Consider the following 13,694-nt stretch of genomic DNA (forward strand, 5'->3'; position numbering starts at 1 on the left):
GCGAATAATGGGCGCTGAGAGCGTAAAATTCAATATCCAGCCCTGCAATAACTTAAAGCGACGAACTTTCGTTAGACAACTGGCAATGAAATGAAGTGCAATTCTCATCAGTGTGGGATGAAAAGTAATCAATTATGTAGAAGGATATTTCTGTTTAATGCATTGATTCGGTTTATTCTTAAAAAAGTTTTATTAGTAAGCAAGTTGCGTAAGGTTAATTTAACAAAGTGTTAAGGTGGAATATAATAAATGACTATAACGTCAATGTTTCGGAGTCAGACTGTTGAATTTAAATTAACGTAACACATTGAGATAATATATAAATATAGGGATTCTGTAATTTGAATTACAGTCTACACTATTGGTACTGTGAGTCGGTATTTGTAGATATTTGAAGCCCTGCTCAGTGACTACCCCAGAAAAGGTATGGTAGATGGATAAGAAATTGAAAGCAGTCATTCCTGTTGCCGGGCTTGGCACCCGTATGTTGCCAGCGACCAAGGCGATTCCGAAAGAAATGCTGCCAGTAGTCGATAAGCCCCTGATTCAATATATTGTTAATGAATGTGTTGCTGCCGGGGTCAAAGAGATCGTACTGGTGAGCCACTCTTCCAAGAACGCAATAGAAAACCATTTTGATACTTCATTTGAACTTGAAGCGGCCTTGGAGTCTCGGGTTAAGCGGCAGTTATTAAAAGAGATTAAGAGTATTTGCCCGCCAGATGTCACTATCATGCAAGTGCGTCAAGGTCACGCCAAAGGGTTAGGGCATGCGGTACTCTGTGCTCAGCCGATGGTGGGTGATAATCCCTTTATTGTATTGCTGCCAGATGTATTACTCGATGATTCAACCGCCGATTTGTCGAAAGAGAATCTTGCCAGCATGATCAAACGTTTTGAGGAAACCGGGCGTAGCCAGATCATGGTGGAACCGGTACCTCAAGCTGATGTTTCTAAATACGGTATTGCTGATTGCGGCCATGTCGATTTAGCGCCGGGTGAAAGTACTCTTATGACTGCGGTGGTAGAGAAGCCTTCTGTGGCGGATGCGCCGTCTAATCTTGCTGTGGTGGGGCGCTACGTTTTGTCTAAAGATATTTGGCCGTTGCTGAAGAAAACTCCGCGTGGTGCTGGTGATGAAATTCAATTGACTGATGCCATCGCGATGTTAATGGAACAAGAACCGGTTGAAGCTTTCCACATGACGGGTAAATCTCACGATTGCGGCGACAAATTAGGCTATATGAAAGCCTTTGTGACTTATGGTGTTCGTCATAATACTGAAGGTGAAAATTTTACAGCTTGGCTGAAACAGCAAATTGACTAATTCTGTTGTCATCGACGGAATATGAATAGATTTTTATTTCGCTATATATAATCAGTAGGTTAATTATGACCAAATTGAAAGCAGTCATTCCAGTGGCAGGTTTAGGCATGAGAATGCTGCCAGCGACGAAAGCCATTCCGAAAGAAATGCTGCCAATTGTTGATAAGCCACTAATCCAATATGTGGTTAACGAATGTGTTGCTGCTGGCATCAAAGAAATCATTTTGATAACCCACTCATCCAAGAATGCGGTAGAAAACCATTTCGACACTTCTTATGAACTGGAAGCCATGTTGGAGGCGCGAGTGAAGCGCCAGCTATTGGATGAAGTGCAATCTATCTGCCCCCCGGGTGTGACTATTATGCATATTCGCCAGGGGCATGCTGAAGGATTGGGGCATGCTGTGCTATGCGCCAAACCACTGGTGGGTAATGAGCCATTTGCGGTGTTGTTGCCGGATGTATTGATTGATGATGCCAAATCAGATCTGACTAAGGATAATTTGGCTCAATTGGTTAAACGCTTTGATGAAACCGGTGTCAGTCAGGTATTAGTACACTCGGTCGAGCCAGAGGCATTATCTAACTACTCGGTGATTTCCTGCGAAAAATCCGATTTGGCACCGGGTGAAAGTAGCCGTATTAAAGCCATGGTCGAGAAGCCACAAAGCCCAGTTGACCTACAGTCAAACCTGTCTGCCGTTGGGCGCTATGTTCTGTCTGCTGATATTTGGCCACTGTTGGAACAAACCAAGCCAGGTGCCTGGGGCCGAATTCAACTGACTGATGCTATTGATGCATTGACGGAGAAAGCGCCAGTGGATGCTGTAGCCTTGACTGGGCAATCCTATAACTGTGGTGAGAAACTCGGTTATATGCAGGCGTATGTCGCTTATGGCCTGCGCCATCCGCAACAAGGTGCAGAGTTTAAAGCTTGGTTGAAAGAATTTATGGCCTAACCAATGGTTAGATAAATGAAAAGCAATCCATGTGGTTAATGCCGATCAGTTAAGGATCGGTTGACCGATCCAGTGGTTGTGTAAGAATCCGGAAATGTTCTTCGTTTCCGGATTTTTTTATGCACATCGGACAGGCTCTTGATCTCGTTTCCCGCTACGACTCACTGCGTAACCCACTGACCACACTGGGAGATTACCTCGACCCCCAGCTCATCTCCCGTTGTCTTGCCGAATCCGGCACGGTGACTCTGCGCAAGCGCCGCCTGCCGCTGGAAATGATGGTCTGGTGCATTGTCGGGATGGCACTCGAGCGTAAAGAACCTCTTCATCAAATCGTTAACCGGCTGGATATCATGCTGCCGGGCGATCGCCCCTTCGTGGCCCCCAGCGCCGTTATCCAGGCACGGCAAAGGCTGGGAAGCGAGGCTGTTCGCCGGGTATTCTCACAAACGGCGCAGCTGTGGCATGGCTCCGTCACCCATCCTCACTGGTGCGGTCTGACGTTGCTGGCCGTGGATGGCGTGGTCTGGCGAACACCAGATACGCCAGAGAACGATACCGCCTTCCCGCGCCAGACTTATGCCGGACAACCGGGCCTTTACCCACAGGTGAAAATGGTCTGCCAGATGGAACTGACCAGCCACCTGTTAACAGCGGCGGCCTTCGGTACGATGAAAGAAAGCGAATACACGCTGGCTGAGCAACTGATAGACCAGACTGCTGATAACACACTGACGTTGATGGATAAAGGCTACTACTCACTGGGGCTTCTGAATGCCTGGAGCCAGGCCGGCGAGCACCGCCACTGGATGATCCCGCTGAAGAAAGGCGCACAGTATGAAGAGATACGGAAACTGGGAAAAGGCGATCATCTGGTGAAGTTGAAAACCAGCCCACAGGCCCGGAAAAAGTGGCCCGAGCTGGGGGCTGAAATGACAGCCCGCCTGCTGACCATCACCCGAAAAGGGAAGGTGTACCACCTGCTGACATCCATGACAGATACGATGCGTTATCCCGGGGGAGAGATGGCGGATCTGTACGGTCATCGTTGGGAAATTGAGCTGGGTTACCGGGAAATCAAGCAGACAATGCAACTGAGCAGACTGACGCTGCGGAGTAAAAAGCCGGAGCTTGTTGAGCAGGAGCTATGGGGAGTGCTGCTGGCCTATAATCTGGTGCGTTATCAGATGATTAAGATGGCGGGAGCGCTGAAAGGATACTGGCCGAATCAGCTGAGCTTCTCAGAATCGTGCGGGATGGTGATGCGGATGCTGATGACGCTACAGGGAGCTTCACCAGGTCGCATCCCGGAACTGATGCGGGATATGGAGAGCATGGCGCAGATGGTGAAGTTACCGATAAGAAGAGAAAGAGCCTTCCCGAGGGTGGTGAAGGAAAGGCCGTATAAATATGGAAAAGCCAGGAACAAAAATGCCGATCAGTTAAGGATCGGTTGACCGATCCAGTGGTTGTGTAAGAATCCAGAAATGTTCTTCGTTTCCGGATTTTTTTATGCACATCGGACAGGCTCTTGATCTCGTTTCCCGCTACGACTCACTGCGTAACCCACTGACCACACTGGGAGATTACCTCGACCCCCAGCTCATCTCCCGTTGTCTTGCCGAATCCGGCATGGTGACTCTGCGCAAGCGCCGCCTGCCGCTGGAAATGATGGTCTGGTGCATTGTCGGGATGGCGCTCGAGCGTAAAGAACCTCTTCATCAAATCGTTAACCGGCTGGATATCATGCTGCCGGGCGACCGCCCCTTCGTGGCCCCCAGCGCCGTTATCCAGGCACGGCAAAGGCTGGGAAGCGAGGCTGTTCGCCGGGTATTCTCACAAACGGCGCAGCTGTGGCATGGCTCCGTCACCCATCCTCACTGGTGCGGCCTGACGTTGCTGGCCGTGGATGGCGTGGTCTGGCAAACAGACAATGCAACTGAGCAGGCTGACGCTGCGGAGTAAAAAGCCGGAGCTTGTTGAGCAGGAGCTATGGGGAGTACTGCTGGGCTATAATCTGGTGCGTTATCAGATGATTAAGATGACGGGAGCGCTGAAAGGATACTGGCCGAATCAGCTGAGCTTCTCAGAATCGTGCGGGATGGTGATACGGATGCTGATGACGCTGCAGGGAGCTTCACCAGGTCGTATCCCGGAACTGATGCGGGATATGGAGAGCATGGCGCAGATGGTGAAGTTACCGATAAGAAGAGAAAGAGCCTTCCCGAGGGTGGTGAAGGAAAGGCCGTATAAATATGGAAAAGCCAGGAACAAAAATGCCAGTCAGTTGCTTAACTGACTGGCATTAATCCATGTGGTTGCTTTTTTTTTGTATAAATTGGCACGATAAATAAATTAGGTTGGCTGTTATCTCTGATAAAGCAAACGTGTGCGAACAGCAACTGGTCAGTTGTGCTATCTATCGCACCAATCACTACCCAGCTGACATAATCCTGAGTTAACATGTTTCCCACATCAAAAACCTGTTGGCCTCAAGGCCGGTAACAGGTGTCATCCTTCAGACAGGAGTTTTTTAATGTCCAAACAACAGATTGGCGTTGTCGGTATGGCGGTGATGGGCCGTAACCTGGCGCTCAACATCGAAAGCCGTGGCTATTCCGTTTCTATTTTTAACCGTTCATCAGACAAAACTGACGAAGTCGTTGCCGAGAATCCAGGTAAAAATCTGGTGCCGAGCTATACCGTGGAAGAATTTGTTGATTCACTGGAAAAGCCTCGTCGTATCCTGCTGATGGTGAAAGCGGGTGAAGCTACTGATAAGACCATCGCTTCACTAACGCCACACCTTGATAAAGGTGACATTCTGATTGATGGTGGTAATACTTATTACAAAGACACCATTCGCCGCAACCGCGAACTTTCTGCGCAAGGCTTCAACTTTATCGGTACTGGTGTCTCCGGTGGTGAAGAGGGTGCATTGAAAGGCCCTTCCATCATGCCTGGTGGGCAGAAAGAAGCCTACGAGCTGGTTGCCCCCATTCTAGAAAAAATTGCTGCTCGCGCTGATGATGGCGATGCTTGTGTTGCTTATATCGGTGCCGATGGTGCAGGCCATTACGTTAAAATGGTTCACAACGGCATCGAATACGGCGACATGCAGTTGATCGCAGAAGCGTACTCTCTGTTGAAACAGTCTTTGGGCTTGAGCAACGAAGAGCTGGCCAGCACCTTTGCTGAGTGGAATAAAGGGGAGCTGAATAGCTACCTAATTGATATCACTAAAGATATCTTCACCAAAAAAGACGAAGCCGGTAAATATCTGGTTGACGTTATTTTGGATGAAGCCGCGAACAAAGGTACCGGTAAATGGACTAGCCAAAGTTCTCTGGACTTAGGCGAGCCACTAACACTGATCACTGAATCTGTGTTTGCCCGTTACTTGTCCTCTCTGAAAGATCAACGCGTTGCGGCCTCTAAAGTGTTGACTGGCCCGACAGTGAAACCTTTCGAGGGTGATAAAGCTGAATTTATCGAGAAAATCCGCCGTGCACTGTACTTGGGTAAAATCGTGTCCTATGCGCAAGGTTTCTCTCAGTTGAAAGCCGCTTCTGAAGAGAATAACTGGGATCTGCATTACGGTGAAATCGCTAAGATTTTCCGTGCTGGTTGCATCATCCGCGCTCAGTTCCTGCAAAAAATCACTGATGCGTATGCCGAAAATGCTGATATTGCCAACCTGCTGTTAGCACCTTACTTCAAGCAAATCGCTGATGACTACCAACAAGCATTGCGTGATGTGGTGTCTTACGCTGTTCAAAACGGTATCCCAACACCGACATTCTCTGCGGCGATTAACTACTACGATAGCTACCGTTCAGCTGTGCTGCCAGCCAACCTGATTCAGGCACAGCGCGATTATTTCGGTGCGCATACCTATAAGCGTATTGATAAAGACGGCGTGTTCCACACCGAATGGCTTTAAGTTAACGGCTACTGCGCGTTCGTATTTTGATATTGGGCAGTGCTCGTCATCCTCACGTACTGTGTGTACGCTCCGGTGACTGTGCGCTGTCCGCAATCAAACTACTTTCGCTCGCGACGCCTTGAATGGACTTGCTGTTAAGACAAACTTAGCAAGAACAGACAGTCGCTGATTTTAAAAGTTTGCCTTAATAAAAACGCCCTCGATGCTGAGTCGAGGGCGTTTTTTTGCTGATAAGAAAGGCAATCAGGTAATTACTTCTCGTGACGTTCGCGCAGGCGACCTATCACTTTACTCAGATCCAAGTCCTGATCCTGCAATAACACCAGCAAGTGATACATCAGATCTGATGCTTCATTTGTTAGCTCTTCGCGGTCATTCACTGTCGCAGCGAGGGCAGTTTCTACCCCTTCTTCGCCCACTTTTTGCGCGATACGTTTAGTCCCGCTGGCATACAGTTTTGCGGTGTAGGAACTGGCTGGATCTGCTGATTTACGTGAGGCTAACAACTGTTCTAGTTGATACAAGAAGCCCCAGTCGCTGGCAGCCGGCGCAAAGCAACTATTATTGCCTAAATGACAGGTTGGGCCGATGGGATTGACCAGAATCAGCAGGGTATCATTGTCGCAGTCTGGATAGATATTAATGACATTGAGGAAATGGCCAGAGCTTTCGCCTTTGGTCCATAAACGCTGTTTAGTGCGCGAGAAAAAAGTGACTTTGCCGGTTTCTTCTGTCACTGCCAGTGCTTCTTTGTTCATGTACCCCATCATCAGAACTTCGCCAGATACGGCATGCTGAACGATGGCTGGCATCAGATTGTCGACTTTTTCCCAATCCAGTTGGTTAATTTGTTGTTCGCTTAACACACTCTTATCTCCACGCCTTGTTCAGACAAATACTTTTTCAATTCGCCGATATTAATGATTTGCTTATGGAATACAGAGGCGGCTAGCGCACCATCGACATCCGCATCACGGAATGCTTCCAGGAAGTGCTCTGATGTTCCGGCACCGCCAGAGGCGATAAGCGGAACATGGCAGATGGTTCGCATCTGTTTCAATTGACGCAAATCATAGCCGTTACGCACGCCATCTTGATTCATCATATTCAGCACAATCTCACCGGCTCCGCGTAACTGGACTTCTTTTATCCAATCTTCAGTTTGCCAGGTGGTGGCTTTGGTCCGTTTTTCATCGCCAGTAAATTGATAAACCTGATAGCTGTCACTTTCCTCGCCATACCAGGTATCAATACCCACCACGATGCATTGTACGCCATAGCGATCGGCCAGGCGGGTAATTAACGTCGGATCAGCCAGTGCGGGTGAGTTGATAGAGATTTTGTCTGCTCCGAAAGTTAGGATTTGACCGGCATCTTCCACACTCTTAATGCCACCTGCGACGCAGAACGGAATATCAATCACTTCCGCAACTCGCGATACCCAACTTTTATCAACAACCCGTCCATCAGAGGAGGCAGTGATATCATAAAATACCAGTTCATCAGCGCCTTCCTGTGCGTAGCGCTGTGCCAACGGCACGATATCACCAATGATCTCATGATTGCGAAACTGGACGCCTTTAACCACTTGGCCGTCTTTTACATCCAGACAAGGAATTATACGTTTTGCCAGCATGCAATCGCCTCCTTCACGTTAAATTTGCCGTCCAAGAGTGCACGGCCGACAATCACACCTTGCACACCGCTGCTGCGCAAACGGGCAATATCATCCAGACAGCCAATGCCGCCAGAGGCCTGGAATGCCACTTGTGGATAGCGCTGGCACACTTCCTGATACAGCTCGACATTCGAGCCACTCAAGGTGCCATCGCGGGAGATATCCGTGCATAGCACATGCTTTAGGCCGAAAGGCAGATATTGTTCGACAATCTGCTCTAGCGTGGCATCTGAATTTTCCTGCCAGCCACTGATCGCCACTTCTTTGCGGCCCGCATCATTAATGCGCACATCCAGTGCCAATACAATGGCTTCAGCACCGTAGCGCTCAAACCATTGTTGCACCATTGCAGGCTGTTTAACGGCGGTTGAGCCAACGACAACACGTGTTGCGCCAGCTTCCAGCAGTGCGACAACATCTTGCTCATTACGGATGCCACCGCCAACTTGCACCGGGACATCAACACCGGCCAGTAGCTCACGCAATAGCGGGATCTGGCGGGCGGCGGGATCTTTAGCTCCGGTCAAATCGACCAGATGTAATACTTGAGCACCTTGCTGCTGATAATCCTGCAAGCGCGGCAAAGGGTGATTGCCATAATCGCGCTGTTGGCCGTAATCGCCCTGATGCAAACGCACCACCTTGCCTTCGATCAAATCCAAAGCGGGAATAATCATGGTGCTTACATCTCCAGAAAGTTTTTCAGCAATTGGGCTCCAGCCGCTCCGGAGCGTTCCGGATGAAACTGCACGCCAAAGAAGTTGTCTTTTGCGACTGCGGCGGTAAACGGCTCGCCGTAATTGGCTTGGGCGATGGTATTTGGGCATATTGGCATTGCATATCCGTGCACAAAGTAGAAATAAGTTCCGTCTGGGATACCACGGAACAGATGATTGCCCGCCTGAGGCGTAATCTGATTCCAACCCATATGCGGCAGTGGCAAACCAAAGTCCATCATCTGTTTTACCGGCGTATCAATAATACCGAGCGTTTCAATACCGCCGCTCTCTTCACTGCTGGTTGCCAGCAATTGCATTCCGAGGCAGATACCCAGCACCGGTTGGGTGCAACTCTTGATAAGCTCAATAAGATCGCGTTGCTTCAACTGATCCATCGCTGCGTGAGCGGTGCCCACACCGGGTAAAAACAGTTTATCGGCACGCAGAACGATTTCCGGGTCACGGCTGATAACCGGTGCATAACCTAAACGCTGCACCGCGTAGGTGACAGAGGAGAGGTTGGCGCAACCCGTATCCAGAATCACCACATTCATCAAAGCACCCCTTTGGAACTTGGCAGGGTATTACCCTCAACACGGATTGCCTGGCGTAAGGTACGGCCAAACACTTTAAACAGACTTTCTACCCGGTGGTGATCGTTGCGGCCTTTGGTTTTCAGGTGCAGGGTGCAGGCCATAGCATAAGAGAGGGAGCGGAAGAAATGCTCGACCATCTCGGTGCTCAGGTCGCCGACGCGCTGATAGTTAAACTCCGCTTTGTATTCCAAATGTGGTCGACCGGAAATATCCAGTGCGCAGCGAGCCAGGCATTCATCCATTGGCAGTACAAAACCAAAACGGCCAATACCGCGTTTGTCGCCCAGGGCGTTGTTAATCGCCTCGCCTAGGGCCAGTGCGGTATCTTCTACGGTGTGGTGATCATCAATATAGAGGTCGCCACTGACCTGGATATCCATGCGGAAGCCGCCGTGAGTGGCGATTTGGTCCAGCATATGGTCGAAGAAACCGACGCCGGTTTTTATTTTGCTACCGCCTTCGCGATCCAGCCAGACATCGACATCAATGGCCGTTTCTTTGGTGACGCGGTTAACGTGAGCATGGCGATCACGCTGGGTCAGTTGCTTGGCAATTTGTGACCAATTCAAGCCATCGCGCTGATAACGCAAGCCACTGATGCCCATATTTTGCGCCAGTTGCAGGTCAGTCTCACGGTCGCCGATAACATAGCTGTTGGCGCTGTTCATCACGCCTTCGGCCAAATAGCTTTCAACTAAGGCGGTTTTGGGTTTACGGCAAGCGCAGTTGTCTGCCGGTAAGTGTGGGCAAATCAAAACCTGCTCAAAATTGATCCCCTGAGAGCTAAAAATCTGCATCATCAGGTTGTGTGGTGGGGAGAAGGTTTCTTGCGGGAAACTGGCGGTACCCAAGCCATCCTGATTAGTGATCATGACCAAACGGTAATCCGCTTTTTGCAGCGCTAATAATGCTGGGATCACATCTGGCTCCAGCGCCAGTTTATCCAGCCGATCAACCTGATAGTCTTCCGGTGGCTCGGCAATCAGGGTGCCGTCTCTGTCAATAAAAAGAAATTTCTGGCTCATATCGTTTCCTTACGGAGGCTGGCGGTATTGGTGCTATTCGGGCTATCAACGCCTGGTAGGGGAGCAAGGGCTGCAATCACGCGCTCACATTCCTGACGGGTACCAATTGTGATCCGCAGGCAATTGGACAAGCTTGGTTGCTTGTTCTGATCGCGCAAAATAATGCCCTGATCCCACAGTGTTTTGAATACGCTGCTGGAAGCGGTGAAGCGCGCTAGTAAATAGTTACTCTCACTGGTAAATACTTGCTCAACACAGGCGCACTCTTGCAGCGCATTTTGCAACCATGCACGATTGGCTGTTACTTCGCTGACTCTTTGGCGCATTTGCTCCAGTCCCAGCGGGCTAAGTGCCTGCGCAGCGATATCCGCCACCGGTGTGGATAGTGGGTATGGTGCAATCACTTTAAGCAGCAATTGGATGATATCGCTGTTCGCCAGGGTAAAGCCACAACGTAAACCGGCTAATGCAAAGGCTTTCGATAAGGTGCGCAAAATGACTAAATTCGGATAATCTTTTAGCCAACTGCTCACCGAAGCTTGTGGACAAAATTCAATATAGGCTTCGTCGATAGCCACAATAGCGCGGCCTTGTGCCAACTCCAGTACTGCGCGCAAATCAGCCGGGTTGATCAAATTACCGGTTGGGTTATTCGGGCTGCAAATATAGATCAGTTTCACCCGGTCCAGACTGGCTTTAATCGCCGGTAAATCTAGCTGCCAATCCGCTTTCGTTGGTACGGTGCGCAATTCAACACCAAAGGTTTCGGCGCTGACGGCATACATACCATAGGTCGGTGGGCAGAACAGAATGGCATCCTGAGCCGGCTCGCAGAAGGCGCGGATTAGCAGCTCAATCCCTTCATCAGCCCCACGGCTGACCAAGACTTGATCCGTTGCTAAACCGGCATAAGCTGCGTAACGCTCGATAACCAATTTAGGCTGGCATTCAGGGTAGCGGTTGAAGGTCTGCGCTGTTAGTTGATATTCCGTCGCTAATGGATATTCATTGGCATTGAGCCATACATCGCCATTACCGCCCAGACGGCGGGCAGACATATAAGGGGTCAGGGCACGGACGTTGGCGCGGGCCAGCTCTGTGACATTGGTAGATTGGCTCATGCTTGCTCCTTTTGGGCGGCTGTCAGGGCAGCGACGCGTAGGGTAACGGCGTTTTTGTGGGCGGTCAGTTGTTCAGCCTGAGCCAGCGTTTCGATGGTTAATGCCAGACCCAGCAAGCCTTGCGGGGTTAATTGCTGCACCGTCATACGCTTAACAAAATCAGCCAGTCCCAAACTGGAATAGGTTGAGGTGTAACCATAAGTCGGTAATACGTGATTGGTGCCAGAGGCATAGTCACCCGCAGATTCTGGCGACCAGTCACCCATAAACACTGAGCCGGCATTATCAATCTTATCGATAATATCTTCCGGCTGGCGTATTTGCAGAATCAAGTGCTCTGGCCCGTATTGATTACTGATATCAATACATTGCTGCAAATCTTTGGTGATGATCAAACGGCTACTTTCCAGTGCCTGTCGGGCAATGTCAGCGCGCGACAACTGCTTAAGTTGTTGCTCAACTTCGACCGCAACGGCCTGAGCAATCGCGGCATCTGGTGTCAGTAATACCACTTGTGAGTCTGGGCCGTGCTCGGCTTGAGACAGCAAGTCTGAGGCGATAAACGCCGGTGTCGCGCCGCTGTCAGCGATAACCAATACTTCAGATGGGCCCGCTGGCATATCTATCGCGGCACCGTCCAAACGTTGGCTGACCTGACGTTTTGCTTCTGTGACGTAAGCATTACCCGGCCCAAAGATTTTATTCACTTTCGGCACTGATTCGCTGCCAAATGCCATTGCAGCAATCGCCTGCGCTCCGCCAATTTGGAACACTTCCTGAATACCGCACAATTGCGCGGCATACAGAATTTCATCAGCAATAGGCGGAGGAGAACATAAAATAACGCGCTGGCAACCGGCAATGCGCGCTGGGGTGCCGAGCATCAACACGGTAGACAGTAGCGGAGCAGAACCGCCGGGGATATACAGGCCGACGGAAGCAATCGGGCGGGTGATTTGCTGGCAACGCACGCCCGGTTGAGTTTCAACATCCACCACTGGCATTTTCTGCGCGTTGTGGAAGATTTCAATATTACGTACCGCTTGCGCCATAGCTTGCTTGATGTCGTCATTCAAGCGCCCAGCAGCAGCGGCTATTTCATCGCTGCTGATGCGGATGTCAGCTACCTGCACGGTATCAAAGCGTTGGCTAAAATCACGCAAAGCGCTATCGCCTTCGGCTTTCACCCGGTCAAGGATTTCACTGACGGTCGCGGTTATCCGCTCTGATGCATTGATCGCCGGGCGGCTCAACAGCGCTTTTTGCTGCTCTTCGCTGCATTGCTGCCAGTCGATTAGGGTATTGAAATTCGTCGGCTGCATTTCTTACTCCATCATCTTTTCAATCGGTAATACCAGAATAGAGCTGGCGCCCAGCGCCTTCAGTTTTTCCATGGTTTCCCAGAACAGGGTTTCGCTACTCACCATGTGCATCGCTACGCGGCTCTTGTCACCGGCCAATGGCAGAATGGTAGGGCGCTCGGCACCCGGCAGCAGCGTGATGATTTCGTCCAGACGTTCACTGGGCGCGTGCATCATGATGTATTTGGATTCGCGTGCTTGAATCACACCCTGAATTCGGGTCATCAGGCGGTCAATCAGCTGTTGTTTGTCAGCTGGCATTTCGCCATCGCGCTGAATCAGGCAAGCTTTAGAGCGGTAAATCACTTCGACTTCGCGCAGGCCGTTAGCTTCGAGGGTGGCACCGGTTGACACCAGATCACAGATGACGTCGGCCAAACCGGCACGGGGTGCCACTTCAACTGAACCGTTCAGCAAACAGGATTTAAAAGTCACACCTTGTTTATCAAGGTATTGCTTTAAAATGTGTGGGTAAGAGGTGGCGATACGCTTATTTTGTAAACATTGTGGGCCGGTATATTCGGTATCCAGCGATGCGGCCAGTGACAGGCGGCAACCACCAAAATCCAGACGGCGTAAGGTGAAGTAACGTGGGTCTTCGCCTTGAGCACGGCGGCTCAGCAACTCTTCTTCCAGTACGTTTTCGCCAATGATTCCTAAATCAACCACGCCATCCATCACCAGCCCTGGGATATCGTCATCACGTACCCGCAGGATATCGATTGGCATATTTTCAGCAAAGGCAATCAGGCGTTGTTGTTGTAAATTGATTTTAATCCCGCAGCGCGACAACAGCTCATGGCAATCGTCACTGAGGCGACCTGATTTCTGCATCGCAATGCGTAAACGTGTTTTATCCAGCATGGTAATCCTCTTCTCTTTTAACTTTATAAAATGGTGAGCAACAAAAAAGCCCTCGGAAGATAATCTTCCGAGGGCTTTCTCTATTGCGTTCTACCGCC

12 protein-coding genes, 1 pseudogene and 1 other annotated feature (1 of these 14 running past the window's edge) are annotated in these 13,694 nt (G+C 50.1%); of the genes and pseudogenes, 5 read left to right on the plus strand and 8 right to left on the minus strand.

The genetic code is table 11. The features are described 5' to 3' along the window. Nucleotides 1-433 precede the first annotated feature (433 nt). From galU (FGL26_RS01655) to gndA, 5 genes and pseudogenes are all read left to right on the plus strand, one after another. The gene (gene galU / locus FGL26_RS01655) at nucleotides 434-1,327 is read left to right on the plus strand and encodes a UTP--glucose-1-phosphate uridylyltransferase GalU (protein ID WP_005168324.1); all 894 of its coding nucleotides are present in this window, start codon (nucleotides 434-436) and stop codon (nucleotides 1,325-1,327) included. 65 nt (nucleotides 1,328-1,392) lie between these two features. Further along, nucleotides 1,393-2,286, plus strand: coding sequence for a UTP--glucose-1-phosphate uridylyltransferase GalU (gene galU / locus FGL26_RS01660; protein ID WP_005168326.1), 894 nt, complete (start codon nucleotides 1,393-1,395; stop codon nucleotides 2,284-2,286). 119 nt (nucleotides 2,287-2,405) lie between these two features. Further along, complete coding sequence (locus tag FGL26_RS01665; RefSeq protein WP_011815237.1) at nucleotides 2,406-3,743, plus strand: IS4 family transposase; 1,338 nt, start codon at nucleotides 2,406-2,408, stop codon at nucleotides 3,741-3,743. A gap of 55 nt (nucleotides 3,744-3,798) precedes the next feature. Continuing rightward, nucleotides 3,799-4,585: pseudogene (locus FGL26_RS01670) on the plus strand (transposase domain-containing protein). 237 nt (nucleotides 4,586-4,822) lie between these two features. After that, complete coding sequence (gndA, locus tag FGL26_RS01675) at nucleotides 4,823-6,229, plus strand: NADP-dependent phosphogluconate dehydrogenase (RefSeq protein WP_005168345.1); 1,407 nt, start codon at nucleotides 4,823-4,825, stop codon at nucleotides 6,227-6,229. Nucleotides 6,230-6,483: 254 nt separating this feature from the next. Here gndA and hisIE read toward each other — a convergent pair whose 3' ends face one another. Genes hisIE through hisG form a run of 8 tightly spaced genes read right to left on the minus strand, consistent with a single transcriptional unit; the run spans nucleotide 6,484 to nucleotide 13,596 of the window. Beyond that, nucleotides 6,484-7,098 (minus strand): bifunctional phosphoribosyl-AMP cyclohydrolase/phosphoribosyl-ATP diphosphatase HisIE, encoded by a 615-nt coding sequence (gene hisIE, locus FGL26_RS01680; protein ID WP_005168349.1) that lies wholly within the window; start codon nucleotides 7,096-7,098, stop codon nucleotides 6,484-6,486. Further along, entirely contained in the window at nucleotides 7,092-7,868 is a 777-nt protein-coding gene (hisF, locus tag FGL26_RS01685) for an imidazole glycerol phosphate synthase subunit HisF (RefSeq protein WP_032912678.1), read from the minus strand. Before hisF ends, hisIE begins: the two co-directional genes overlap by 7 nt. Continuing rightward, nucleotides 7,850-8,587, minus strand: coding sequence for a 1-(5-phosphoribosyl)-5-[(5-phosphoribosylamino)methylideneamino]imidazole-4-carboxamide isomerase (gene hisA / locus FGL26_RS01690; RefSeq protein ID WP_032912679.1), 738 nt, complete (start codon nucleotides 8,585-8,587; stop codon nucleotides 7,850-7,852). Before hisA ends, hisF begins: the two co-directional genes overlap by 19 nt. A 5-nt stretch (nucleotides 8,588-8,592) precedes the next feature. Further along, complete coding sequence (hisH, locus tag FGL26_RS01695) at nucleotides 8,593-9,183, minus strand: imidazole glycerol phosphate synthase subunit HisH (protein ID WP_005168362.1); 591 nt, start codon at nucleotides 9,181-9,183, stop codon at nucleotides 8,593-8,595. Beyond that, complete coding sequence (gene hisB, locus FGL26_RS01700; protein ID WP_005168369.1) at nucleotides 9,183-10,250, minus strand: bifunctional histidinol-phosphatase/imidazoleglycerol-phosphate dehydratase HisB; 1,068 nt, start codon at nucleotides 10,248-10,250, stop codon at nucleotides 9,183-9,185. The genes hisH and hisB overlap by 1 nt, the downstream gene beginning before the upstream one ends. Then, nucleotides 10,247-11,371, minus strand: a complete 1,125-nt coding sequence (hisC, locus tag FGL26_RS01705; RefSeq protein WP_005168372.1) for a histidinol-phosphate transaminase — start codon at nucleotides 11,369-11,371, stop codon at nucleotides 10,247-10,249. The genes hisB and hisC overlap by 4 nt, the downstream gene beginning before the upstream one ends. Continuing rightward, nucleotides 11,368-12,693, minus strand: coding sequence for a histidinol dehydrogenase (gene hisD, locus FGL26_RS01710; protein ID WP_005168375.1), 1,326 nt, complete (start codon nucleotides 12,691-12,693; stop codon nucleotides 11,368-11,370). The genes hisC and hisD overlap by 4 nt, the downstream gene beginning before the upstream one ends. Before the next feature lie 3 nt (nucleotides 12,694-12,696). Continuing rightward, complete coding sequence (hisG, locus tag FGL26_RS01715; RefSeq protein ID WP_004388789.1) at nucleotides 12,697-13,596, minus strand: ATP phosphoribosyltransferase; 900 nt, start codon at nucleotides 13,594-13,596, stop codon at nucleotides 12,697-12,699. 40 nt (nucleotides 13,597-13,636) lie between these two features. Then, nucleotides 13,637-13,694: a sequence feature (His leader region), on the minus strand; it runs 73 nt beyond the window's last position.

This window comes from Yersinia enterocolitica subsp. enterocolitica (assembly GCF_901472495.1).
GTDB lineage: Bacteria > Pseudomonadota > Gammaproteobacteria > Enterobacterales > Enterobacteriaceae > Yersinia > Yersinia enterocolitica.

What these genes read in the sequence shown, in the direction of transcription:
- galU (WP_005168324.1), top strand. Translation starts at nt 434, where the DNA reads ATGGATAAGAAATTGAAAGCAGTCATTCCTGTTGCCGGGCTTGGCACC.
- galU (WP_005168326.1), top strand. Translation starts at nt 1,393, where the DNA reads ATGACCAAATTGAAAGCAGTCATTCCAGTGGCAGGTTTAGGCATGAGA.
- FGL26_RS01665 (WP_011815237.1), top strand. Translation starts at nt 2,406, where the DNA reads ATGCACATCGGACAGGCTCTTGATCTCGTTTCCCGCTACGACTCACTG.
- gndA (WP_005168345.1), top strand. Translation starts at nt 4,823, where the DNA reads ATGTCCAAACAACAGATTGGCGTTGTCGGTATGGCGGTGATGGGCCGT.
- hisF (WP_032912678.1), bottom strand. Translation starts at nt 7,868, where the DNA reads ATGCTGGCAAAACGTATAATTCCTTGTCTGGATGTAAAAGACGGCCAA.
- hisA (WP_032912679.1), bottom strand. Translation starts at nt 8,587, where the DNA reads ATGATTATTCCCGCTTTGGATTTGATCGAAGGCAAGGTGGTGCGTTTG.
- hisH (WP_005168362.1), bottom strand. Translation starts at nt 9,183, where the DNA reads ATGAATGTGGTGATTCTGGATACGGGTTGCGCCAACCTCTCCTCTGTC.
- hisB (WP_005168369.1), bottom strand. Translation starts at nt 10,250, where the DNA reads ATGAGCCAGAAATTTCTTTTTATTGACAGAGACGGCACCCTGATTGCC.
- hisC (WP_005168372.1), bottom strand. Translation starts at nt 11,371, where the DNA reads ATGAGCCAATCTACCAATGTCACAGAGCTGGCCCGCGCCAACGTCCGT.
- hisD (WP_005168375.1), bottom strand. Translation starts at nt 12,693, where the DNA reads ATGCAGCCGACGAATTTCAATACCCTAATCGACTGGCAGCAATGCAGC.
- hisG (WP_004388789.1), bottom strand. Translation starts at nt 13,596, where the DNA reads ATGCTGGATAAAACACGTTTACGCATTGCGATGCAGAAATCAGGTCGC.